Here is a 24,066-nt window from a genome sequence, read left to right as displayed (position 1 = left end):
TAGTTTAGCAAAGGTATTTAATCTATTTATCTTTGGGCTTTACCAGTCCTATCTTTTTAAAGAATTTCGAGATCGGTTCTGTTATTATATCAAAAGAAAATAATCCCTGGTCTGTAGTAGCTCTATAGGTAAAATAAATCCCCAACGGTAGCATAATTAGTGTACTAAGCCATGTAGCTATAAACGGACTAATACTGCCATCCTCTGCGCTGTTTTTAGCAAAGATCCCTATAAAATGATAACTAAGAAAAATGATAATTGCAATAACCATTGGGAGTCCCATGCCCCCCTTACGGATAATGGCGCCTAAGGGAGCTCCAACAAAAAAGAGTACAATACAGGCTACCGCAAGTACATATTTTTCGTGTAGGGCAATTTCATATTTATTTAAGCGTCTGCTACTTTGCTTAAACTCCTGTTTTTTTATAGAAAGGTGAGAAATTGCAGCATTGGTAGTTCTAATCGCATCATCTACAATGCGTTGTGATTGATTGCTGTTGTAGTTATCTAATATAGAATGTTTAAAGCTTTTATACTTATCAGATTCTTCCGGATTGAAATTAATATCTAAAGACTTAACTCCGGTTCTACTATACATAGAAGTTGCAAAAGCTTCTTTGCGCTCGTTTAAGGAAACCGAAAAGCTATCTATACTTTTGGTAAGTTCACCAATTCTAAGCATACTTTGTGTCGTATAACTCTCATCGTCCATGTCTACCTGGTTTAATTCAGACAGGTCGATATTTTTAGTGTACTCCTCAAAATAACTTTTCATAAAAGGTTTATGATCTCGTTTAGAATAGTCACTGGGTTGTACTTCTCGGTAGTAATTTCCATCGGTTAGAACTAGAGACAATACGTTAGAACCTTCGCTACTTACTAATTCTCCTTCTTTGGATTTGATTACAGTATAATCACCACCACGTTCAGTTCCGGTATGAATGATTACATCGTGGAGGTATTGATCGTTATCTCCGCTCTTTTTGTCAACTTTAATATTAATATTTCCAACTTCGTTAAAAACACCTGCGGTAATGGCCATTGCCGGTTTCATTTTAGCAATGTTTTTTCGCAGGTTAATAATTTTGAACTCAGCGGCGGGAATCACATTATTAGCAAAAACAAAGGCGGTAATACTCACCAGTACGATAAAAAGGGTCAGTCCTCGCATGGCTCGCTGCAAGGAAATTCCAGAAGATTTCATGGCCGCAAACTCGTAATTCTCGGCAAAACTACCAAAAACCATAATTGAGGTTAGCAATATGGTTAGTGGCAGTACCATAGGTACTAACTTTGGAGTGGTATACAAAAGAAATTTTAGAATGATAGAGACATCTAAATCTTTACCCGCAAGTTCACCAATGTATAACCAGATTGCCTGGAGTACAAAAATAAACATCAAAATGATAAAAACGGTAAAGAATGTCTGTAGATAACTTACCAGTATGTACCTGTCTAATATTTTCAAGGATGTATGATTAATCTAATCGATTAATATAATAATTGCTGTATCTGCTTTCGTCAAAAGTAAATAGATTTTGCGCAAGAGACTGATTGGTTTTAAAACTTTTTACCGTAATCGTAATTTTTGTTCCGTTTGGTTGAGTTTGAATAAGATTGTAAATATTCTTGGTCTCTTTATCGATTCCCAGTAGAATATTTTTTACTTCAGCCTCACTGTCTTTCGGGGTTAGCTTTACGTACTGTATCGTTCTCCCATTTACATTTTGAGTGATGTCCCAATCAAAATTATATCCATCCTGATAGAAGGTAAACATTTTGGAAGGGGTGATATTATTTTCATCTTCGGCGACATAATTAGATATATTGATCTCTTCGTCTTCCGGTATGATGGTGTATACTTTTTTACCATCAAAAAGTTGTGTGGTACCCATAAAATTCAGCACGTATTTATCACCTTTTATGCTGGCATCCCCACGTGTTTCCTGATGAATATTTTCTGAAGTATTCTCCAAAGCATATTTAAAATCGATCACCATATTATCATAACTGCTTACCTTTTTGGAAACTTCATTTAAAAGTTGCTCGGCTTTTTGGGCGTTCTGAGCGTTCATTCCAAGGCTAAAACATGCAAGTATTAGAAATACTATTTTTTTCATTTTGCTTTTAATTCTTTATTTAGGTTCTTCATTAAGTAATTGATCTAAAGCTACAAGATCGGTAACTAAAACCTGTCTGGCTTTACTGCCTTCAAAAGGTCCGACAATACCGGCGGCTTCTAGTTGATCTATAATTCTACCGGCCCTGTTGTACCCCAGTTTTAATTTTCGCTGTAGTAATGATGCCGAGCCCTGTTGAGCGGTCACAATAACTTCAGCCGCTTCTCTAAATAGCTTATCTCTGTCGCTCACATCTATATCAAGTCCTGTGCCACTTTCCTCACCTTCGTAAGCTGGCAGCATGTGGGCATCTGGGTAGGCTTTTTGTGATCCAATAAATTCGGTGATTTTATCTACTTCAGGCGTATCTACAAAGGCACATTGTAAACGCTTCATCGAGCTTCCCTGGGTAAAAAGCATATCCCCACGACCAATTAACTGGTCGGCTCCGGGACCATCTAAAATTGTTCTCGAATCGATTTTAGAGGTTACCCTAAAAGCAATACGTGCCGGGAAGTTTGCTTTGATTATCCCTGTAATAACGTTTACCGACGGGCGTTGAGTAGCGATAATTAAGTGAATTCCTACGGCACGAGCAAGCTGTGCTAAACGTGCTATAGGGGTTTCGACTTCCTTACCGGCGGTCATAATCAAATCGGCAAACTCATCTACGACCAGAATAATATAAGGTAAAAATTTATGGCCGTTTTCAGGATTTAACTTTCGGTTTTTAAACTTTACGTTGTATTCCTTGATATTACGAACCATCGCATCTTTAAGTAGTTCGTAACGATCGTCCATTTCGATACAAAGCGAGTTTAGTGTATTGATAACCTTGTTGTTATCGGTTATAATAGCATCTTCGGTATCGGGTAATTTTGCTAAGTAATGACGCTCAATTTTATTAAAAAGCGTTAATTCTACTTTTTTAGGATCGACCAGTACAAATTTTACTTCTGCCGGATGTTTAGAATAGAGTAGGGAGGTAAGAATCGCATTAAGTCCGACAGATTTACCCTGTCCTGTTGCACCTGCCATAAGCATGTGTGGCATTTTGGCAAGATCAACCACAAAGGTTTCGTTGCTAATGGTTTTTCCCAGTGCCATGGGTAGTTCCATCTCGGCATTTTGGAATTTAGGCGAGGCAATCACAGAACGCATCGATACGATCGTCGAATTTTTATTAGGGACTTCGATACCTATGGTACCTTTTCCGGGAATAGGTGCGATGATTCGTATTCCTAGAGCTGCTAATGAAAGTGCAATATCGTCTTCAAGATTTTTAATTTTTGAAATCCTGATTCCCGCTTCTGGAACAATCTCGTATAAAGTTACCGTCGGGCCAACTGTAGCTTTAATCTGAGCAATTTCGATCTTGTAGTTTTTAAGCGTATCTACAATTCTGTTCTTATTTTCCTCAAGCTCTTTTTGGTTAATGGTAATACCACCTCCATAATCCTGTAATAATTCGAGTGTAGGGAATTTATAATTTCCAAGTTCTAAGGTTGGATCGAATTCACCAAAATCACTTACTAATTTTTTACTGAGCTTATCTTCATCTACCTCTTCTTCTTCAGGGGCGGTTTCTACTTCCATGGCAAGCTCTTCAGTTTCCTGTTCTTTTTCTTCCGAAGTAGATGAAGTAGTATTTGTTTTTGCTGAAATGCTGCCAACTTCAGAAAGATTATTTTCAAAATCAATTTCAGGAGCTGTATCGTCGGTCGATAAAGTTTTTTCTTCTTTTGTAATACTCTGTTTTTTCCAATCCTGCTCTTCGTCTGTGGTATTAGCGGTCATTTTTTGGGCAGAAGCTTCTTTGGCTGCTTTAAATTCAGCATTGATATCTTCCTTTTTCGTTTGTACAAACGTACCTATCATTTCCGGCGTAATTTTTAATCGCAATGCGACGTAAGCGATGAAAAGGAAAAAAAGCAGTAGCACAGTACCAAAAAATCCCAGGTAATCCTGAAGAAAATCGTTCATCTCAAAACCTATGGTGCCTCCCAAAATAGAATGTTTGGTAAAAAAGCCAAGTACTATAGATAGCCATATCATGACCAAAATTCCCCAAAACCAAAATGATGTTAGCTTTTTAGAGGGCATCCCAAAGAATAAATAAATACCAGAAAGGGTGATTAACACGGCAATAGAAAACGAAGCTACCCCAAATCCCTGGTAAATAAAGAAATCGCTAATTAAAGCACCAAATTTACTTAACCAGTTTTTGGCCTCTACACTGCGATCGCTAAATTCTTGTAGGGTACTTTGATCGGCTTGCCAGTTAAACAAAAAGGAGACAAAAGCCACGATTAGGGCCAATCCAAAAAGCATAAGAAAACTACCCAGGACCACTTTTTGGTGCCGGTTAAGTCTTAACGAAAATTTCTTTGAATTTTTAGCGGTTTTCTTAGTTCTGGTTTTCTTTTTGGCCATGCGTGGTTTTTCGGAATTTTCGGCAAAAATACAAATTAGCCCCTTCTAAAATAAAGAAAATAAAATTCAATTTTAAAATGGGTCTTTTTTAAAGAAAAACGCTGAAAAGGAGGCTTTATTTTCCCGATAGTTAAGATGCTGGGTGATTAAATTTATCGCAAGCTTTTTTATAGAAAAATTGCTGAATTGAAGGATTTTTTAAAATTAGCCAGTGTTAAGATTATTTTAGAATACCATAATTTTAACCTGAAAATTTTATAAAGCCTGAATGTATGGGATGTAAATAATGCATCCGATAATAATGGCTATAAAAGCCGCAATACAAACGGCACCTGCGGCAACATCTTTTATATGACCTATTTTTTGATGAAAATCTGGATGGACAAAATCAGCAATGGCTTCTATAGCTGTATTTAGTCCTTCGGCACTCATCACCATTCCAACAGCGATGCACTGAAACATCCATTCGGTTTTTGTAATATTAAAGTAAAACCCGGCAACAGTGACAACCAAAGAAATGGCAAATTGTACCTGTATGCTGGGTTCATTTTTTATAAGCAGCCAAGCGCCTTTTAAGGCATAGCCACCACCACGAATACGTTTCCCAAGGAAACTATCTTTCATTTTATAAAAGCGTTTTTAACGCAGCAAGATAATTTGGTTCTTCAGCGATATCCGGCACTTGCTGAGTATGGATAACATTTAAATTTTCATCCAGAACGATTACTACCCGTGAAAGTAAACCTTCAAGGGGACCGGTGATCATTTCAACACCGTAGTCTTTCCCAAACTCACGTTCTTTAAAGTCAGACAAGTTAATAACATTTTTTAAACCTTCATCATTTACGAACCTTTTTTGTGCGAATGGTAAATCTCTCGAGATGCAAAGTACTACCGTATTATCTAATTCGGTAGCCCTCTCGTTAAAATTTCGTACGGATGTTGCACAAACTCCGGTATCAATACTCGGGAAAATATTAAGGATAACTCTTTTTCCTTTAAAATCTTCTAGTTTGGCTTTAGACAGGTCGGTTTTTATAAGATCAAAATGTGGTGCTTTTTCACCAATCGCAGGCAGATCTCCGTAAGTAATCACTCTTTCGCCTTTAAACGATATTTCAGACATAGCAATAAATTTGGTTAAGAATTAGTCCAGCTAAATTTAGACTATTTGGGATGGAGTGATACTAAAATTATCTTAAAACAAAAATCGGGTTCATTGAATTAACAATTAACCCGATTTTCGTCTTTTCTATAGTAAAATTTTACTGATCTATTGATCCTAAAACTTTTTTCACAAAAGCATTGGCGGCATCTGTATTTTTCATTCCTTCTTCGCTTACCATTCTATGAACTTCTATAGCACCACAAATATTAGTGATTAATTCACCAATAACGTCCATTTCTTCCTCAGAAACCGATCTGTGCTCGGTAAAGCTTTCCAGAACATCTACAGTTGCCTGAAGCTTATCTGCTTCGTTATTTTTTTGCAGGTGTTTAATTACTGGTAACTTCATTTACTAAGTCTTTTAGAACGTCAAACTTGTTTGTTTGAACCTGATTTACAAATTCTCCATTTTTAAACGTGGCAAAGGTTGGTAGGTTATTTACATTAGCCAGTTTTCTACTCTCCGGATACTTCTCCGCATCGACTAAAATAAATTCTACGTTCTCATTTTCACCCGACAATTTTTTAAATTTAGGTTTCATAAGTCGGCAGTTACCACACCAGCCAGCCATATACTGTACCACTACAGTTTCGTTACTGGAAACAATTTCATTTAAATTATCTTGATCTAATGTCTTCATCATAGCAATTTTTTCCCCTGTTAGGGTATGAATTCCTCGGGATAAAATCCCGAGGATAATTTTTTTAAAGTTTATTAGTCATCTCAAAAACTCGAGCTTACTAGGCTTTAAAACTTTTTAGTTTAAGCTAAGGTAGTCAGCAACGCCTTTTCGATCGGCTTTCATTGCATCTTTACCTTCTTCCCAGTTTGCAGGACAAACCTCACCGTTTTTTTGTACATGGGTATAAGCGTCAATCAATCTTAAGAATTCCTGTACATTACGGCCTAATGGCATATGATTTACGCCTTCGTGGAATACAGTTCCTTCTTCGTCGATAAGGTAAGTTGCCCTATAAGTAACATTGTCACCTTCTAGAGTGATATCTCCGGTTTCTTCATCGTAAGATTCTCCGGTAATATCAAGAATTCCTAAACGAGAACTTAAATTACGGTTAGAATCTGCTAATATTGGGTACGTAACTCCTTCGATACCTCCATCATCTTTCGGGGTATTTAGCCATGCAAAGTGAACTTCAGGAGTGTCACAAGATGCACCAATTACCATTACATTTCTTTTTTCAAACTCTTCTAATGCAGCTTGGAAAGCGTGTAATTCAGTTGGGCAAACAAAAGTAAAATCTTTTGGGTACCAAAATAATAGTACTTTCTTATTGTTTTTTTGAGCTTCTTCTAATACATTTAATTTGAATGTATCTCCTAAATCGTTCATCGCGTTAACACTTAGATTTGGAAATTTTTTACCTACAATAGACATATGTTGTTGTTTTTGGGTTCTACTTTCTTTTCTTAATTCTAGTGCAAATATAACCCAAGAGAGCAGAGTCACCACAGGAATTAAATTCTTAATTTTTATACTGTGATAGAATTTGACTATTGCGAAAGAATAACGCTATAGGGTTCTTCTATTTTCGTTTAAAAACTATGCGGTACGTGTCTCGGGAGACCCCAGTTCCTTAATTTTTATCCGGAAAGCAGCAAATAATAAAGTCATAAACGGACTCAAATAATTGAAAAAGCAATAGCCAACATAAGAAAGTACCGGAACGCCCAGCACTCCGCTATGATAAGCACCACAAGTATTCCATGGGATGAGTACTGAAGTAACCGTACCAGAATCTTCTAAGGTTCTACTCAGGTTTTCTGGAGCAAGGCCCTTATCTTTATAGGCTTTGGCAAACATTTTTCCGGGAACCACTATGGCCAGGTATTGGTCTGATGCTGTAACGTTAAGAGCGAGACAGCTTATCACTGTACTGGCAAAAAGTCCAAATACACTATCAAAGAGGTTTAGCAGGGCTTTGCTTATTCTGGCTAAAGCCCCAATGGCATCCATGATCCCGCCAAAAACCATAGCACATATAATTAACCAGATAGTTCCCAGCATTCCTGCCATTCCGCTAGAAGCAAAAAGATCGTTTAAAGCGGCAGACTGTGTTTCTATAGCAGTGTCTACTGTTATGGCATCCATAATTCCGCGGTAAGCGCTAACAAAGGTAAGTTCATCGCTTCCGCTAATTTCGAGGACGATGTTTGGTTGAAAAATTAAAGCGGCTACAGCTCCTAAAAGAGTGCCAACTAATAAAGCGATTAATGGCGAGGTTTTTCTAACAATTAGAAAAATTACCAGGGCAGGCACTACAAACAACCAAGGTGTGATATTGAATGATGCATCTATGGCATTTAAAATGGCGGAAGTATCTGTAGAACCAGTGGTATCTAAATTAAGACCAATAATCACAAAGATGATCAATGTGACAACGATTGTCGGTACAGTGGTAATTGCCATATATCTAATATGAGTAAAAAGATCTGTTCCTGCCATCGCAGGTGCAAGATTGGTGGTATCACTCAATGGAGACATTTTATCACCAAAATAAGCTCCGGAGAGAATGGCACCGGCCGTCATTCCTAACGGGATACCCAGAGCATCAGCAATTCCTACAAGAGCAATACCTACGGTTGCTGAAGTGGTCCAGCTACTGCCTGTAGCTACAGAAATCACAGAACAGATAATTACCGTAGCAGCAAGGAATATAGTAGGATTTAGAATTTGCAACCCGTAATAAATCATAGTCGGAATAATTCCGCTGATAAGCCAGGTACCTGCTAAAGCCCCAACCATTAATAAGATTAAAATTGCTCCTGCCGTACTTTGGATGTTTTTAGCTACTTCGTCGATCATGCTATCAAACTTTACCTTATTAAAGTACCCTACAATCGCCGCTACAGCGCCCCCCAAAAGCAAAATAAATTGATTAGAACCACTTAAAGCCTCATCTCCATATACCACGAGAACATTAAATCCAAGCATGATGATAAGCGCAAATACGGGTATTAATGCAGCCCAAATACTTAGCTCTTTTTTGTTGACGTTTTCTTCAGCGTGGGGCGTATGGTTTTCCATTCAGTTTTAGCGGTTTATATCTAAAAGCTATGATTCGGTAGTCCGAAGATGTTTTTAGAAATTATAAAAGTTTAGCTTAGATTAAATTTTCGATTGTAATGTTACGATTTTAGATAAAAGTATGCAAGGTTTAGCTTTCTGGCTGTGATTTTAAATCGAATAGTATAGTAAAATCTAAATAATACGAAAAAATTACGAACAATATCGATTGAAGTTTCAGTTTTCTTAAAAGTTTAGAAAGGCGATTAGGAGGCATTGGTGGTTTAGAGAATAGTCGTACTTTTGTAAGTATTGTTATTAAATCAACATAAAAAACTTATTGTTATGAGTACATATGATGTTGCAGTTATAGGTTCTGGCCCAGGTGGATACGTGGCAGCCATACGCTGCGCACAACTGGGAATGAAAACTGCAATCATAGAAAAATATTCCACTCTTGGTGGGACTTGTTTAAACGTAGGTTGTATCCCTAGTAAAGCCCTTTTGGATTCTTCACATCATTATCACGATGCGGTAAAGCATTTTGAGGATCACGGAATCGAAATCTCAGGAGAAGTGAAAGTGAATCTTGAAAAGATGATGGATCGTAAAGCCTCTGTGGTTAGTCAAACCTGTGATGGGGTTAAATTCTTAATGGATAAGAATAAAATTGATGTTTTTGAAGGAATTGGTTCCTTTAAAGATAAAACTCATATCAATATTGAGAAAAATGACGGTGAAACCGAAACCATAGAAGCTAAAAAAACCATTATAGCTACGGGAAGTAAACCGGCAAATCTTCCGTTTATAGAGTTAGATAAAGAGCGGGTAATCACCTCAACTGAAGCTTTAAAGTTAGAAGAAATTCCGAAGCATTTAATCATTATCGGTGGTGGTGTAATTGGTCTTGAGTTAGGCCAGGTGTATAAGCGACTTGGTGCAGATGTTTCTGTAGTGGAGTATATGGATAGAATTATCCCAACGATGGATAGTGCCCTGTCTAAGGAACTTACTAAGGTTTTAAAAAAACAAGGAGTAAAGTTCTATACGAGCACCAAAGTAAAATCTGTTGAGCGTAACGGAGATGAAATTGTTGTAAAAGCAGATGATAAAAAAGATAAAGAAGTAGAACTTAAAGGAGACTACTGTTTAGTTTCAGTAGGAAGACGTCCTTATACAGATGGTTTGAATGCCGATGCCGCCGGAGTAGAGATTGATGATAAAGGTCGTATTGCAGTAAATGAGCATTTACAAACAAATGTCGAAAATATTTATGCTATTGGTGATGTGGTAAAAGGCGTAATGCTGGCACATAAAGCTGAAGAAGAAGGTAGCTTCGTAGCTGAAGTTATTGCCGGGCAAAAACCGCATATAAATTACAATCTTATTCCTGGAGTGGTGTATACCTGGCCAGAAGTAGCCTCTGTAGGTAAAACTGAAGAGCAATTAAAAGAAGATGGAGTAAAATATAAAGAAGGCAAATTCCCAATGCGGGCTTTAGGTCGTTCAAGAGCAAGTGGAGATATTGATGGAATGATCAAAATCCTTGCGGATGAAAAAACGGATGAAGTACTTGGTGTTCATATGATTGGCGCCCGTACGGCAGATCTTATTGCTGAAGCCGTCACCGCGATGGAGTTTAGAGCCTCTGCAGAGGATATCGCACGGATGAGCCACGCGCATCCAACTTACGCTGAAGCTGTAAAAGAAGCTGCGTTGGCCGCGACAGATAATCGTGCAATACACGTGTAGTATTATAATTGTTCAATAAAGAAGCCCTGTTAAACTCTTAAAAGGGCTTCTTTATTGAACAATAGTTAAAAAAATCACTAAAAAAAAGTAAGGTTAATCGTTTAACGACTTTATGGTGACACTTGTCGGTTTTATTTTTTCATTAAATTTCTTTGAAGTACTCTTGCGTCAGATTTAACCTACTTCAATGAAAATAATTACACCTAATAGGGCCTTTTCTGCCCTATTTTTCATTTTAATCAATTTTACTTCCGGTATTGCCCAGGTGGGTATAGGAACATATTCTCCAGATGCCTCTTCTATTTTAGATATAAAGAGTGAAAATGCAGGATTATTAATTCCTCGTCTAGAATTAAAAGGAATAAATTATAGTACTCCGGTATCGAAACCTGCAAATGGATTGCTTGTTTACAATATAAACACGCAGAATGATGTAACCCCGGGATTTTATTTCTGGGCAAACGATAAATGGAATCGGATTTCAGAAACAGTAAATGCCTGGAATACGAGTGGTAACAAGAACACGACAGACGATAACTTTTTGGGTACTACAGATAGCAGACCTCTAAATTTTAGAGTGGCAGATAATAAAATTGCCTCTTTTGGAACCAGCAATAACATAAGTTTTGGATTGAATGCTACTGCGGCAAACCGTAATGCTATTGCTATTGGAGATCAAGCCAATGCGGCGACTTCAAATAGTATTGCATTTGGATATGTCTCGAATTCAACGGGAGATAACGCAGTTTCCATAGGATGGGATGCCATCGCTTCAGGGAAGGATGCTTATGCAATAGGTCGTAGTTCTCGTTCTGAAAATTCGAATACTGTAGCTATTGGCCGCGATGCTAATGCAAATGGCGCTAACGGGATATCTTTAGGAGTAGGAGCAAAGAGCAGCGGGAGTAATGCTACAGCCATTGGTTATCAGGCTAATGCTACCCAGGATAACTCAATAATTTTAGGCAATTCTAGTAGTTCATCAAATAGAGTGGGAATTGGTACCAATACGCCAAATCAAACTTCGATATTAGATGTGAACAGTACATCTAAGGGAGCTTTGATTCCCCGGATGACTGCTGCACAAAGAACAGCAATTACAAACCCTGCTACTGGTTTATTGGTTTACGATACTACAAGAAAATGCCTAAGTCAACAAGTAGGAACACCATCTTCTCCAGATTGGGTTTGTATTTCAGGAAACGTTGTGCGGTTCTTTTATTTACCAAGTTTAAATATTGATACTTCTACTAAAGGTACCGGAAGAACGGTAAACCTTTACCAATCTTATAAAGATCAATTTTCTTCTCCAGTAGTATCAAGCCCGGGAGCTTCAGGAATTCCTTATTTTAAATCTGCTTCAGATTTGGAGTATTATGTAACCGCCTATGATACTTCAGTTTTATCGAATCTTTCCATCAATAGTAATGGTGTTCTTACCTATGATGTGATAGGTAGTGCTACCCCCTGTTCTTTTATAAACGTAGTGTTGGTTGTAAAATAATTTCAGAAAAAATGAAAAATCTTTTCAGTTTAATACTGATGTTATTTTCAGCATATTCAGTTATGGCTCAATGTAATTGTGAGGAGACCATTTCCTCAAGTATTTGGAATGGAGGATTTACCTTTAGATCGAATAGAACTTATTGTATACAAGGAGATATAACAATACGATATAATGTGACTTTTCAGGATAACACTACTATCTGCATTCCTTCGGGATCGACGCTGAGAATAGATAATACCATTAATGGTAATGCTGCGAGTAGGGTAAAGGTGAACGTATATGGAAATTTCATTGTACCTAATACATTTCCGGTTAGTTTCAATATTCACGTATTTGAACGTGGAAATATAAGAGGCTTAGGCGGAGATGCTCAGGATATCCAGATGAATGGAAATAATTTTCATCTTTTAATTGAGGAAGGCGGAAACTATAAATTTGGAAATTTAAATCTAAATAATGATGGCAAAGAGAATACTGTAGAAAATCACGGTACGATGACGATTGATGGCGAAATTAATACACGTGATTCACGCTCAGCATTAAGATTGGATAATTACGGAACCATCGATATGAATGGAAATTTATATTTCAGTAATTCTGCTGGGACGAATACTTTTTATAATTATGGGGCTTTAAACTGTAAAGGAGTTTATTCTACAGATCCAACATTGCATATGCAAAATGCGGGTACCATGTCGATGTCTCAAAATTATGATAATACTGAAAATAGTGTGTTTTCCAATTGTGGAACGTTTAAAATGAACGGTAACTGGGGATTTAATCTAAGCGGATTAATCATTAATACGGGAAATATGATCATCCCAAACAGCTCTGTAGCTTTTTCATCTACTGGTAGAATTCATAATTATAGTGTGATCAGTTTAAAACAGATTAGTATGGATCCTAATTCTCTTATCTATAATGAAGGAGAAATAACATTTTCTGAGGCTCCTAATACGAATATTCGATTTGCTGGTCCAGAATCTAAAGAACAGCCCGAACATTCGGATTCTAAAAATTATGGTCGTTTTAAATGGCCTGGCACACAGTCCAATCAGTCGGGATGGGCCAGAGGAAATCTAAATTTCGTTACCACTACCCCCGGTAGTGTAAACGATAATAATTCTTATGGGATGTTTGGTAGATGGAACAGTGTAGAATTTGATAATTCGGTACGTTTTGGTAATTGTAACGACTGTACCGTTATCACAGAATACGATCAATGTGCAAATGCAGACGGTACCTGGCCTATAAATGTAAATAAACCTGAAATGCCAAAAAGTATACCTGTTAACAGGCATGTTAGAGCACACTTATAATTCATAAAGATATCACCTAAAAGACAGCCATTTGGCTGTCTTTTTCATTCTAAACTAACTCAGAAATTATAAGATTTCGGTTTTTTAATCTCTCATTGAGGGTTTAAACCACCCAGGTTTTTAAATTGATTTAGGAAGTAAATTAAAAGCCTGTGAAACTGAGTAAAATTCAAAAAGGGAACATGGGATGTATTAGAATAAAGTTTTGGAGGTTTTAAAGAGTGATTTTTTAATGAAATTCAGCTAATTTTTCCAGGACCTGTTCTTTAAAACTTCGGCTTATGGGGATCGATTTTTGTCTTAGTACTACCTGTTCATTCGTATACGATTCAATTTTAGTGATCGAAACGATAAACGATCTATGGGTTCTTAGAAATTTAGATTTTGGTAATTTCTCTTCAATAGCACTAATGGTTTCTCTGGTGATCTTCGTATCAGTGAGTAGATGGATTTTTAAATAATCAGCATAACTCTCGATATAAAGCAACTCCTCAAAGTCGATTTTCACCATTTGACGATCTATTTTTACAAAAATAAATTCCGCTTGCTTTTCAGCGATTTTGGTTATTTCCTTTTCTGAATGATTTTTCCGGTAATTATTAATCGCATCCAACAAACGATCAAAAGAAACAGGTTTTAATAAATAGTCGGCTGCATGCAAATCAAAACCATCTATAGCATATTCCCGGTAAGCGGTGACGAATATAATCTGAAGGTTCTTATTGATCGATTTCGCAAAAGAAATCCCTGAAATTCCCGGCATGTTGATGTCCAAAAAGATAAGGTGAACATTTTCTTTACTAATTATATTAAATGCTTCAGTTGCATTGCTACATCTTTCTAAGACATGAATACCTTCAATTTTAGAAAGATGATTTTCCATAATATCCAGCGCAACGGGCTCATCATCTACAAGAATACAATTAATGGGTGCTGGCATTTATTCAGAATTAATGTTGTTTAAATTAACGATTTTCAGCAACGGACTTTTACTTTTTTATAGTAGTTAAAATAATGATCCCCAGTCTCCCAATAAGAAATGTAAAGGTACCAAAAATGATGGTGAGTAAGGTAACTTTTAGTCCTCCTGCTAATAACTCAGTAGATACATTTCCCCAGGATTCGATCGCGTCAAACATTTGTATTAAACCAACAAATTGAAAAAGTAATCCGCTTACCAAAGCAAATAAACCTACATGATGAATCAAACTGAGCGTTTTTTTGAAAAGATGATCCTTTGATAATTTTAAAGATGCAAAGATGATTAAACCAATAGTAGTTAAAAAGCAAATTAGGATGGTCCACATGGCAAAAGGACCGCCTTCGTTAATTCTTTCGGCTAATTGACTAAAAAATCCAGGGTTTTGATAAAGTAATACAAAGTTCATAATATTAAATTTAAGAATTGATGCAGCAAACTTAGCAGCCTTTTAGCTTCAAAAACTCACTTTGCGATAAATGACATGATTATACTGGTTTTCTACATTAAAGATAGAGGTTAAGGAGGAATTATCACTAAACTTGTAGAAAACTGCTCATTTTTTGTTGTTCGTCGCAAAAGTTCAAAAAGCATAAATAGGCTTAGCATATTTGTAATTTTATGTCACTACGCTTGATTTTAAATATTTTAAAGAAGATCATATTCCATAGCCTGTATTGGAATGCCGTACTTTTCTTTTATATGTTCTTTTTTGCGATAGAGGATTCAGATTTGTGGTTATCTGCACAATTTTCTCTTGCGTTAATGCCGGTAACTATCGGCACTACCTATACTTTTTCATATACTTTAATGCCTAATTACCTTTACAGGAGAAAATATTTTTTATTTGGTCTTTATTCATTTTATGCTCTTGTTATTTCGGCTTCATTAATCATTTTTTCAGCATTTTATGGCTATCTACTTAGTGTAGGCTTGGAGTGGGAGGGAAGTTATCCTGTTTCTAAAGGATTAACCTTTATATTTTTTGCGGTGTATTTGGTCATTGCTTTTGGCTGTAGTTTAAGCCTAACCAAATCTTATTTTAAAACCTTGAACAAAAATGAAGAATTAAAAAATACTTTATTAGAGAATGAATTACAGCTTAAAATTCAGGAATTAAAGTATTTAAAAATGCAAATTCATCCTCATTTCCTATTCAATACCCTAAATACGATTTATGGTTTGGCGCTCACCAAAAAAGATTCGGCACCGGGAATGATCTTAAAACTGGCCGATTTACTGGATTATATTTTATATGAAATCAATAAAAATAAGGTGCCATTACATCGAGAGATACAACACCTAAAAGACTATATTGAGTTAGAGAACCTTCGTTTTGGTAACCGGTTAATTGCTGAAATAAGTATTGCTGATTTTTCAACGGATATTGAAATTCCACCTATGCTTTTTCTACCATTCCTGGAAAATTCATTTAAACATGGAAAATCTGCTGAAGGAATTCTGAATATAAAATGGAAGCTCGAAATTATCGAAGATCAATTGCTGTTTTTACTGAAGAATTCGGTACCAGCACGCAAGGAAATTTTAGACCAAAATTCTGGAATTGGTCTTGAAAATATCCAAAAACGCCTAAAGTATATTTATGGAGAGGCGTATGGTTTAGAAGTTATCACAACACAAAAGTCTTACTCAGTTTTACTAAAAATTCCTATTAATTTTTAGCATTTCGAATCTTGTAAATTTGTTTTTTGTATTCGAAGATTTACTATCTTTAATAGGTTAATCCTAATTCTTATTAATTATGGCAAAAGCAAAGTCACCAGCTAAAAATTCGGCTAAAAAAGAACCGGTTTTAAGCTTAAAGGAAAAGAGAGCAGCAAAAGCGGCAAAGAAAACGAACAGAAGCTAAAGTTTAAACTTAAGATGGTATAAAAAAAGGAGCAAATTTGCTCCTTTTTGATTATCATTTTTTACGCCGGCGATTAGCATTTTTATCCCCTCGCGTTTTTGGTTTTTTATATTTTTTGGCAATTTCTCTCCGATAAGAACCTCCAAGGTTTACTTTTTTGTTCTTTTCTTTTTTCTCATGAAAAGCAGGACCAGCTTCATCGGATGCTTTGCTAGGATTATTAATTTCAATGGCTCTTGGGCGTTCTTCAGGAATTAATTCATTAGAAATTTTTACTGCCGCAGGAATCTCTATTTTAGGAACCTCCATTTTCATTAATTCTTCGATCGCCTTTAAGTATTCCAGCTCTTTTTCCGTAGTAAAAAGTATCGAATTTCCTTTTTTCTCGGCACGTCCCGTTCGTCCTATCCTGTGCATATAATTTTCAGGATAATTAGGCGTATCGAAATTGATCACGTGAGAAACGGCATCAAGATCCAAACCACGCGCCATTACATCAGTAGCGATCATTATTCGGGTTAGGCCTTCATCAAAATCTTCTACATTTTTTAATCGGTAGTTCTGGCTTTTTCCCGTGTGTACCAAACTAACTTCTCCAGGGAATTTTTGTCCTAGACTATCAAACAATCGATCGGCAATTCGTTTGTCAGAAATGAAAATAAGTATCTTTTTAAAGGTTTCTTTATCACTAAAGAGATGCTTTAAAAGATTAGCTTTTGTATTGAAATTGGGCAAAATATACCCTTGTTGTTGGATATTATCTAGTGGAGTACCACTAACCGCGATCGAAATTTTCTCTGGAGTGTTAAAATTTTCATTGATCATTTCCTCTACCGTTTCAGTCATCGTGGCAGAGAACATAATGCTTTGCCTGTTGGGTGGCAGCAGTTCTATGATATTATTCACCTGAAATTTAAAACCAAGATCCAGCATTACATCTACTTCATCGATCACGAATTTCTGAATCGATTTTAGCTGAACTGCTCGTCGTAAGACAAGATCATAAAGTCGCCGTGGGGTGGCAACTACAATATCTAAACCACGTTGTAACTCCTGTTGCTGTGTATTAATATTTACACCACCATAAATCCCTGCAACGCGTAAATTAATATATTTTGCTAGTTTATCGATCTCTTCAACAACCTGTACCACCAGTTCACGAGTGGGTACCATGATTAAAATTCGTGGATTTTTTTGCTTAGAAAATTTAAGCATTCTAAGCAATGGTAGTAAATAAGCATAAGTTTTACCGGTACCGGTTTGCGCTATTCCAACAACATCTCTCCCAGACATAACCGGTGCAAATGCCTGCTCCTGGATTGGAGTTGGTTTTTGGATGCCCATTTCTTCCAGGGCATTGCGTAAAGGTGTATTTAAATTAAGATCTTGAAAACTCACAACAGGCAGTTTAATTTTTTGCAAAGGTAGGCTATGATGCTCAAAGAATTACTCTGAAATCAGGAATTTGTTTGATGATCAAAACCCAGGGATACCTAATTTGAAAACTAATCGATAGTTATAGTATAAGTTGCGCTATACTCTTTTTCTTTTTCTAAAGCAATAATACCTTCTTTGGTTTTAAAGTTTTGATCGGTGCTTTCTACATCTGCAATCCCCAACCATGGTTCAATGCAAACATAAGGTGCACCGGGCTTGGCCCAAATGCCAAGGTTTTTAAAATCCTTGTACGAAACACTTAAAATAGATCCATGTTTTTTACTTTTTAAGCTAACGTGTTTTGAAACAATATTTTTAAAAATTAAAGCATCATTATTAAAAAGGTCTTTGGTAAGCTGAATTTTATCACTGTTTTCAATCACCATTTTAGTATTCTCGCTTACCAGTCCGCTTTCTCCTAAAAGAAAAGTTTCTAAATTCAGGTTTTGATCGAATTCCAAATAGTAATCTTCATATTTCTCTCCATCAAAAAGCGGTGCATTAAATGCCGGATGCCCGCCAATCTGAAAATAAATGGGTTTCGCATCCAGATTTTTAACCAGATGATTCACTTGTATCGATTTGTCTTTTAAAGTGAAACAAAGATTAAATTCAAACTCAAAAGGATAGATTTTACGTAACTCCTCATTGCTTTTTATGCTGAAGGTAATTGAGGTTTCCGTTTGATCTTTCACTTCTAGATTTTCGTTATGCCTAATAAATCCATGTCTGGGCATATCGTAATATTGCCCTTCATATTTGATCTTTCCGCCTTTTAAGGCTCCGATAACAGGGAATAAGTTTGGAGCATGGCTGCCCCAAATTTCAGGGTCAGCCTGCCACATGTATTCTTTATTGTTTTGCAGGTTTTTAATACTACATAATTCGGCTCCATTATGTTGAATCCCGATTTGTAAGTGATCGTTTTTGAGTATATACATGATTTATGGTTAGTTTTTACAGATAAACTACTGTATGGCAATCCACGAGTCGTTTATCAGGAAATTATTTTTTATCCGAGGCATCCTGATCACGATAGCTATAGTGACGGCGAAATATTTAATCTCGATTATCGAGTAAATATAAAGCCTCTTTTTGTTTAAACTATATTTAAGAACATAAAAAATTTTTATGTTAGGTGTATATTGTTTCTTTTTGAAGTAATACGAAAAGCCTGTTTTTAATGCTACCTTTGAGGCATCATTAAAAATTACAATATAATGAAACGTATTTTAGGCTTCGCAGGTTCCAACAGTAGTAAATCTATCAATTCGCAACTTGTTCGTAATATATTAGATAGATTTTCGACAGATTTTGAAACAACGCAAATCGATATTCGCGATTTTGAGTTGCCATTTTATGGTGAAGATTTAGAAAAGAAACAGGGAATACCGCAGCGCGCCAAGGATTTTGCTAATGAAATCGAAAAGAGAGATGCTTTAATTATTGCGATTAACGAGCATAACGGTAGTTTATCTGCCGTATTTAAAAACTTAATTGATTGGGTTTCTCGACACCATCGTGGTTTTTTAACCGGAAAAAAAATCATTTTGGTAGCAGCTTCGCCAGGAGGTAGTGGAGCAGCAAGTGCGATGGCTTACGCAAAAACAGCTTTTGGTATATTTGGTGGCGAAGTGGTAGCTACTATTAGCTTTCCTAATTTTTATGATAATTTTGAAAATGGAGAAATTATCAATACACAACTTGAAGAAGAAGTTCAGTCAAAAATAAATACTTTTGCGCAACAAATTTAATTAGCGTGCGCAGTACCAAGATTTTTGAACTTTCTGATGTAGCTTTATTTAAGCAAAAATTGCTAAGCTGGGCTTCTGGATTTAGAGAAGTGGTTTGGCTGGATAGCAATGATTATCCAGATAAATATCGTCAATACGATGCAATTCTAGCGATAGAAGCTTTTACGGCCATCAAAACCGATACTGTAGAAGCGTTTAAAAAATTAAAGGAATATCAGCAGACTACGGCCGATTGGATTTTTGGGTATTTATCCTATGACCTGAAAAATGATACTGAAAATTTAAAAAGTAAAAATCATGACGGACTTTTATTTCCAGAGCTTTATTTTTTTCAGCCTCAAAAATTGTTTTTGCTTAAAGGAAATCAACTTGAAGTACAATACCTTAGAGTGGTTGATGATGAAATTGATTTAGATTTTACTGAAATAAGTGATATTATATTTCCTGAAAAAACACCTGAAAGACCTCAAAAGTCTGCTATATATTCAAGACTTTCCAAAGAAGAATATTTGAGGAAAGTTGAAAATATGATAAGGCACATTTATCGCGGAGATATTTATGAAGCCAACTTTTGCCAGGAATTCTATATTGAAAATGTAGCGCTAGACCCTATACAGGCGTTTAATCAACTCAACAGCATTTCCAACCCACCTTTTGCCAGTTTTTTAAAGATGGAAAACTACCATGCTATGTGTGCTTCACCAGAGCGTTATATGCAGAAGAATGGAAATAGGCTTATTTCTCAGCCTATTAAGGGAACTGCAGCCCGGCATAGTGATCCACAAATAGATGTTGAAAATGCCCAAAAGCTTACCGAAGATTTAAAGGAACGATCAGAAAATATCATGATCGCCGATTTGGTTCGAAACGATCTTTCGCGCACGGCAAAAAAAGGAAGCGTAAGAGTAGAAGAATTATGCGAAGTCTATTCTTTTAAGCAGGTCCATCAGTTGATTTCAACAATTTCGGCAGAACTTCAGGAGGAGGTATCAGCAGTCGATGTACTACAAAGTACTTTTCCGATGGGCAGCATGACGGGTGCTCCAAAAATTTCAGCAATGAAAATTATTGAGGAACTAGAAGAAAGCAAACGCGGACTTTATAGCGGAGCAATTGGTTATTTTACTCCAGAAGCCGATTTTGACTTTAACGTGGTTATTCGAAGCATACTCTATAATTCAGAAAATAACTATGCCTCCTTTTCGGTTGGGGGAGCCATTACCGCACAATCTAAACCAGAAAAGGAATATGAAGAATGTATGGTAAAAGCCAAAGCGATGAGACAGGTGTTGGAATCTCTAAGCCAATTTTAAGTTTAAAAACAGGAAACTTTAAAAATTCAGCTTATCGAATTTTGTATCTTTGGTTTTTATGGAAAAAGCATTTAAAGATCATATAAAATCGGACTTCCCAAATTTGGTGAATGCCAAATTGATCCTTGCAGTAAGTGGTGGTGTAGATAGTATGGTTTTAATGCGTCTTTGTAAAAAGGTAAAACTAGATTTTGCTATAGCGCATTGTAACTTTAATCTAAGAGACAATGAAAGCGATGGTGATGAAGAGTTTGTAGTGCGAGCGGCACAAAATCTAGAGTTAAAAGTTCATATTCAACATTTTAATACCATTTCTTTTGCTGAGGAGCATAAGCTTTCTATACAAATGGCAGCGAGAGAATTGCGGTATCACTGGTTTGAAGAATTACGAATCGCTGAAAATGCCGATTATATTCTGGTAGCACATCATGCTAATGATTCTTTAGAGACTTTTCTGATTAATTTTGTGAGAAGTACAGGACCTGAAGGATTAGCGGGTATCAAAGCTGAGAATGATAAGATTTTACGTCCATTACTAAAATTTAGCCGGCAGGAAATTGAAAATTATGCCCGTGATCATCAGATTTTATGGCGGGAAGATAGCAGTAATGCTTCTACAAAATATCTTCGGAATAAAATAAGGCATCAGGTTATTCCAATATTGGAAGAAATGAACCCTCAATTTTTAGAAGGTTTTAAAAACACCCAGGAATACTTACGCCAGCAATTAGATCTTGTTGAGGATTATACCGAGCTGATTTATAAAAAAGCGGTTAAAAAGGTAGATTTTGGCTATTCTTTCGATGTGCTTTTTCTTCAGCGTTTGCCACATGCCAAGGCCGTTTTATATCAACTTCTAAAAACATTTGGATTTACCGAATGGAATGATGTCTATAATTTACTGGAGGCGCAATCTGGCAAAATGGTATTTTCTAATACGCATCGACTCGTAAAAGACCGGGATGAGCTGTATTTAACTAAAATCGATCAGTCTCGCATAAAAGAAACCTATGATATTGCAGAAAATGAGGAGAATTTTATGCTACCCAATGCCGCGTTTAGCTTCCATCAGGTTTCAGCCATCCAGGAAACTAACCGGAATATTATTTATGTAAATGCCAGTAAACTACAATATCCTTTAAGACTTCGTCGTTGGCAGAAAGGCGATAGCTTTCATCCATTTGGGATGAAAGGTCGTAAGAAAGTAAGCGACTTTTTTAAGGACAATAAATTATCTTTGCCGCAAAAGGAAAATACCTGGTTATTAACTTCTGGTGATAAAATCGTTTGGATTGTAAACTGGCGTGCAGATAATCGATTTGCGATAACATCCGAAAATCAACCCATATTAAAAATTACCTTTCATCAATGAATAAATTTATAGCCTTAGCAGTATTATTTTTTGCTATTTTACCCCTAAAAGCGCAGGTTTTCGATCCGTCGATGGCTGGTGGCGGTCAATTTGAAAATCCGGTTACCTGGGAAGCTTCTTTCGAAGAAGAAAATGATAGTATTTATATCATCAAAATTAAAGCCGAATTGGAAGGTAACTGGCATTTGTACTCGCAAAAAGAAGTAGAAATGGATATTGCTCCAATTCCTACTCAATTCACTTTTAATGTTGAAGAAGAGGAGTACGAGCTTATTGGGGAAACCTTAGAACCGGAAGTAGAACCGGTTTACGATGAGGTTTTTGAAGCTAATATTACGTATTTCGAAGAAGAAGCTGAATTTACTCAGAAAATAAAGGTGGTTAATCCTGAAGATACTCAGGTTGTTGTTGAAGTGTATTATTCGGTTTGTGATGATAAACAATGTTTACCGCCAGAAACCGAACGTTTCACTCTTTCCCTGGGCAGTAACAAAATAACTCAGGGATTTACAGATTTAACTATTGAAGATGAAGACCAAAGTTTAGCTCAACAATTAGATATTAAAGTACAGGGCTGGGAAGGCTATGAAACAGAAAAAGAGGAATCTTCTTATTTGAGTATTTTCTTTTTAGGCTTTGTAGGTGGTTTAATCGCATTATTAACACCATGTGTGTTTCCTATGATTCCGTTAACCGTATCTTTCTTTACTAAAGGGGCTCAAACACGCTCTAAAGGAGTTACCAATGCCATATTGTACGGTTTCTTTATATTTTTAATATATGTGCTTTTAAGTTTGCCTTTTCATTTACTGGATAGTGTAAACCCCGAATTGCTAAATAATATCTCAACCAATGTTACCCTAAATGTCATATTCTTTGTGATATTTATTGTTTTTGCGTTTTCTTTTTTCGGGTATTACGAAATCACTTTACCCAGTTCATGGGGAAATAAACTTGATGATAAAGCCAGCAGTATAGGTGGGATTATCGGTATTTTCTTTATGGCGGTTACACTTGCGATAGTTTCTTTTTCCTGTACTGGGCCAATTTTAGGATCGCTTCTTGGAGGTTCATTAAGTAGCGATGGTGGTGCAACGTTGCTTTCTATAGGAATGGGCGGTTTTGGGCTGGCTTTAGCCTTACCATTCGCTTTATTTGCCTTATTTCCAAACTGGTTAAATTCCTTACCAAAAAGTGGTGGCTGGTTAAATTCAGTAAAAGTGGTTTTAGGTTTTATAGAACTGGCATTAGCTTTTAAATTTTTATCGAATGCAGATTTAGTAGATCACTGGGGGATTTTAAAAAGAGAAGTATTTTTAGGAATATGGATTATTTTAGGCATTGGTCTTACACTATATCTTTTTGGTGTAATTCGTTTTCCGCATGATGGGCCAAAACAAAAAATAAGCAAAGCAAGATTTGGTCTTGGTATTTTAAGTTTGCTATTTGTGTTGTATTTAATCCCCGGCCTTACCAATACTTCTTATTCTAATTTAAAATTATTAAGTGGTTTCCCGCCGCCAATGTTTTATAGCCTTTACGATAAAGATACCAGTGGTCCCATGGGGCTTGAAAGTTATCATGATTTTGAAGAGGGCGTAAAAGCAGCCAAAGAGCAGGGAAAACCAATTATAATTGATTTTACAGGTTGGGCTTGTGTGAACTGTCGTAAAATGGAAGAGCAGGTATGGACCGACCCTGAAGTATACGATATTCTTAAAAACGACTATATTTTAATATCACTTTATGTAGATGATAAAGAAGAGCTACCAGAAGATAAACAGTTTAATTACGAACGCCCGGACGGTAGTATTAAGAAAATAAAGACAGTGGGGGACAAATGGGCGACTTTCCAGACCTTAAATTTTAAAAATAATTCGCAACCTTTTTACGTGCTTTTAGATAGTAATTTTAATCTGTTAAACAAGCCAACTGGTTATACGCCAAAAGTTTCAGAATACATATCCTGGTTGGAAAATGGACTTCAGAAAACAGAGGAATTAGCTAAAAAATAAA

Annotated in this window: 21 protein-coding genes; 8 read left to right on the top strand and 13 right to left on the bottom strand. The window is 36.2% G+C overall.

What is annotated here, in order from left to right; all coding sequences use genetic code 11:
* Window positions 1-22: 22 nt before the first annotated feature.
* The 9 genes from AC13DP_RS20510 to nhaC all read right to left on the bottom strand — a co-directional run bounded on the left by AC13DP_RS20510 (window position 23) and on the right by nhaC (window position 8,768).
* Window positions 23-1,468: an LptF/LptG family permease gene (locus AC13DP_RS20510; RefSeq protein WP_049771449.1), complete on the bottom strand. Its 1,446-nt coding sequence runs from the start codon at window positions 1,466-1,468 to the stop codon at window positions 23-25.
* Between the two features lie 10 nt (window positions 1,469-1,478).
* Complete coding sequence (gene lolA1, locus AC13DP_RS20505) at window positions 1,479-2,120, bottom strand: outer membrane lipoprotein periplasmic chaperone LolA1 (RefSeq protein WP_228251159.1); 642 nt, start codon at window positions 2,118-2,120, stop codon at window positions 1,479-1,481.
* A 15-nt stretch (window positions 2,121-2,135) separates the two neighbouring features.
* Window positions 2,136-4,553 carry a DNA translocase FtsK gene (locus AC13DP_RS20500; protein ID WP_228251158.1) on the bottom strand — a complete coding sequence of 806 codons (2,418 nt, stop codon included), beginning with the start codon at window positions 4,551-4,553 and terminating at the stop codon, window positions 2,136-2,138.
* A gap of 255 nt (window positions 4,554-4,808) precedes the next feature.
* Window positions 4,809-5,177 (bottom strand): diacylglycerol kinase family protein, encoded by a 369-nt coding sequence (locus AC13DP_RS20495; protein WP_013072275.1) that lies wholly within the window; start codon window positions 5,175-5,177, stop codon window positions 4,809-4,811.
* A gap of 1 nt (window position 5,178) precedes the next feature.
* The gene (gene tpx / locus AC13DP_RS20490) at window positions 5,179-5,679 is read right to left on the bottom strand and encodes a thiol peroxidase (RefSeq protein WP_013072274.1); all 501 of its coding nucleotides are present in this window, start codon (window positions 5,677-5,679) and stop codon (window positions 5,179-5,181) included.
* Window positions 5,680-5,818: 139 nt separating this feature from the next.
* On the bottom strand, window positions 5,819-6,070 hold the full coding sequence (locus tag AC13DP_RS20485) for a DUF6952 family protein (protein ID WP_013072273.1): 252 nt from the start codon (window positions 6,068-6,070) through the stop codon (window positions 5,819-5,821).
* A complete protein-coding gene (locus tag AC13DP_RS20480; protein WP_013072272.1) occupies window positions 6,051-6,365 on the bottom strand; it encodes a thioredoxin family protein in 315 nt (104 codons plus the stop codon). Before AC13DP_RS20480 ends, AC13DP_RS20485 begins: the two co-directional genes overlap by 20 nt.
* Window positions 6,366-6,479: 114 nt before the next feature.
* The gene (locus AC13DP_RS20475; protein WP_013072271.1) at window positions 6,480-7,118 is read right to left on the bottom strand and encodes a peroxiredoxin; all 639 of its coding nucleotides are present in this window, start codon (window positions 7,116-7,118) and stop codon (window positions 6,480-6,482) included.
* 165 nt (window positions 7,119-7,283) lie between these two features.
* Window positions 7,284-8,768 carry a Na+/H+ antiporter NhaC gene (gene nhaC / locus AC13DP_RS20470; RefSeq protein WP_272958648.1) on the bottom strand — a complete coding sequence of 495 codons (1,485 nt, stop codon included), beginning with the start codon at window positions 8,766-8,768 and terminating at the stop codon, window positions 7,284-7,286.
* A gap of 324 nt (window positions 8,769-9,092) precedes the next feature.
* Between nhaC and lpdA the strand changes: the two genes are divergently transcribed.
* The 3 genes from lpdA to AC13DP_RS20455 all read left to right on the top strand — a co-directional run bounded on the left by lpdA (window position 9,093) and on the right by AC13DP_RS20455 (window position 13,325).
* On the top strand, window positions 9,093-10,499 hold the full coding sequence (gene lpdA / locus AC13DP_RS20465; protein WP_483068388.1) for a dihydrolipoyl dehydrogenase: 1,407 nt from the start codon (window positions 9,093-9,095) through the stop codon (window positions 10,497-10,499).
* Window positions 10,500-10,686: 187 nt separating this feature from the next.
* A complete protein-coding gene (locus tag AC13DP_RS20460) occupies window positions 10,687-12,003 on the top strand; it encodes a hypothetical protein (protein ID WP_347406132.1) in 1,317 nt (438 codons plus the stop codon).
* A gap of 11 nt (window positions 12,004-12,014) precedes the next feature.
* The gene (locus tag AC13DP_RS20455) at window positions 12,015-13,325 is read left to right on the top strand and encodes a hypothetical protein (RefSeq protein WP_228251154.1); all 1,311 of its coding nucleotides are present in this window, start codon (window positions 12,015-12,017) and stop codon (window positions 13,323-13,325) included.
* Window positions 13,326-13,554: 229 nt separating this feature from the next.
* On the opposite strand, the gene AC13DP_RS20450 is transcribed toward AC13DP_RS20455, so the two are convergent.
* Together AC13DP_RS20450 and AC13DP_RS20445 are read right to left on the bottom strand one after the other, a co-directional pair.
* Window positions 13,555-14,265, bottom strand: coding sequence for a LytR/AlgR family response regulator transcription factor (locus tag AC13DP_RS20450; protein WP_347406131.1), 711 nt, complete (start codon window positions 14,263-14,265; stop codon window positions 13,555-13,557).
* 49 nt (window positions 14,266-14,314) lie between these two features.
* Entirely contained in the window at window positions 14,315-14,713 is a 399-nt protein-coding gene (locus tag AC13DP_RS20445; protein WP_347406130.1) for a hypothetical protein, read from the bottom strand.
* Window positions 14,714-14,925: 212 nt separating this feature from the next.
* On the opposite strand from AC13DP_RS20445, the gene AC13DP_RS20440 reads away from it, so the two are divergent.
* Window positions 14,926-15,987, top strand: coding sequence for a sensor histidine kinase (locus AC13DP_RS20440; protein ID WP_347406129.1), 1,062 nt, complete (start codon window positions 14,926-14,928; stop codon window positions 15,985-15,987).
* Between the two features lie 241 nt (window positions 15,988-16,228).
* Here AC13DP_RS20440 and AC13DP_RS20435 read toward each other — a convergent pair whose 3' ends face one another.
* Together AC13DP_RS20435 and AC13DP_RS20430 are read right to left on the bottom strand one after the other, a co-directional pair.
* Complete coding sequence (locus AC13DP_RS20435) at window positions 16,229-17,572, bottom strand: DEAD/DEAH box helicase (protein WP_347406128.1); 1,344 nt, start codon at window positions 17,570-17,572, stop codon at window positions 16,229-16,231.
* Between the two features lie 107 nt (window positions 17,573-17,679).
* Window positions 17,680-18,552: an aldose 1-epimerase family protein gene (locus tag AC13DP_RS20430; RefSeq protein WP_347406127.1), complete on the bottom strand. Its 873-nt coding sequence runs from the start codon at window positions 18,550-18,552 to the stop codon at window positions 17,680-17,682.
* Between the two features lie 279 nt (window positions 18,553-18,831).
* Between AC13DP_RS20430 and AC13DP_RS20425 the strand changes: the two genes are divergently transcribed.
* Genes AC13DP_RS20425 through AC13DP_RS20410 form a run of 4 tightly spaced genes read left to right on the top strand, consistent with a single transcriptional unit; the run spans window position 18,832 to window position 24,065 of the window.
* Window positions 18,832-19,365, top strand: a complete 534-nt coding sequence (locus AC13DP_RS20425; RefSeq protein ID WP_483068387.1) for an NADPH-dependent FMN reductase — start codon at window positions 18,832-18,834, stop codon at window positions 19,363-19,365.
* 5 nt (window positions 19,366-19,370) lie between these two features.
* The gene (locus tag AC13DP_RS20420; protein ID WP_272959570.1) at window positions 19,371-20,678 is read left to right on the top strand and encodes an anthranilate synthase component I family protein; all 1,308 of its coding nucleotides are present in this window, start codon (window positions 19,371-19,373) and stop codon (window positions 20,676-20,678) included.
* Between the two features lie 58 nt (window positions 20,679-20,736).
* Window positions 20,737-22,050, top strand: coding sequence for a tRNA lysidine(34) synthetase TilS (gene tilS / locus AC13DP_RS20415; protein ID WP_483068386.1), 1,314 nt, complete (start codon window positions 20,737-20,739; stop codon window positions 22,048-22,050).
* Complete coding sequence (locus AC13DP_RS20410) at window positions 22,047-24,065, top strand: protein-disulfide reductase DsbD family protein (protein ID WP_483068385.1); 2,019 nt, start codon at window positions 22,047-22,049, stop codon at window positions 24,063-24,065. The genes tilS and AC13DP_RS20410 overlap by 4 nt, the downstream gene beginning before the upstream one ends.
* The last annotated feature ends 1 nt before the right edge of the window (window position 24,066 follow it).

Source organism: Zunongwangia sp. L-65 (genome assembly GCF_056859415.1).
This window is presented reverse-complemented; position numbering and strand designations above follow the sequence as displayed.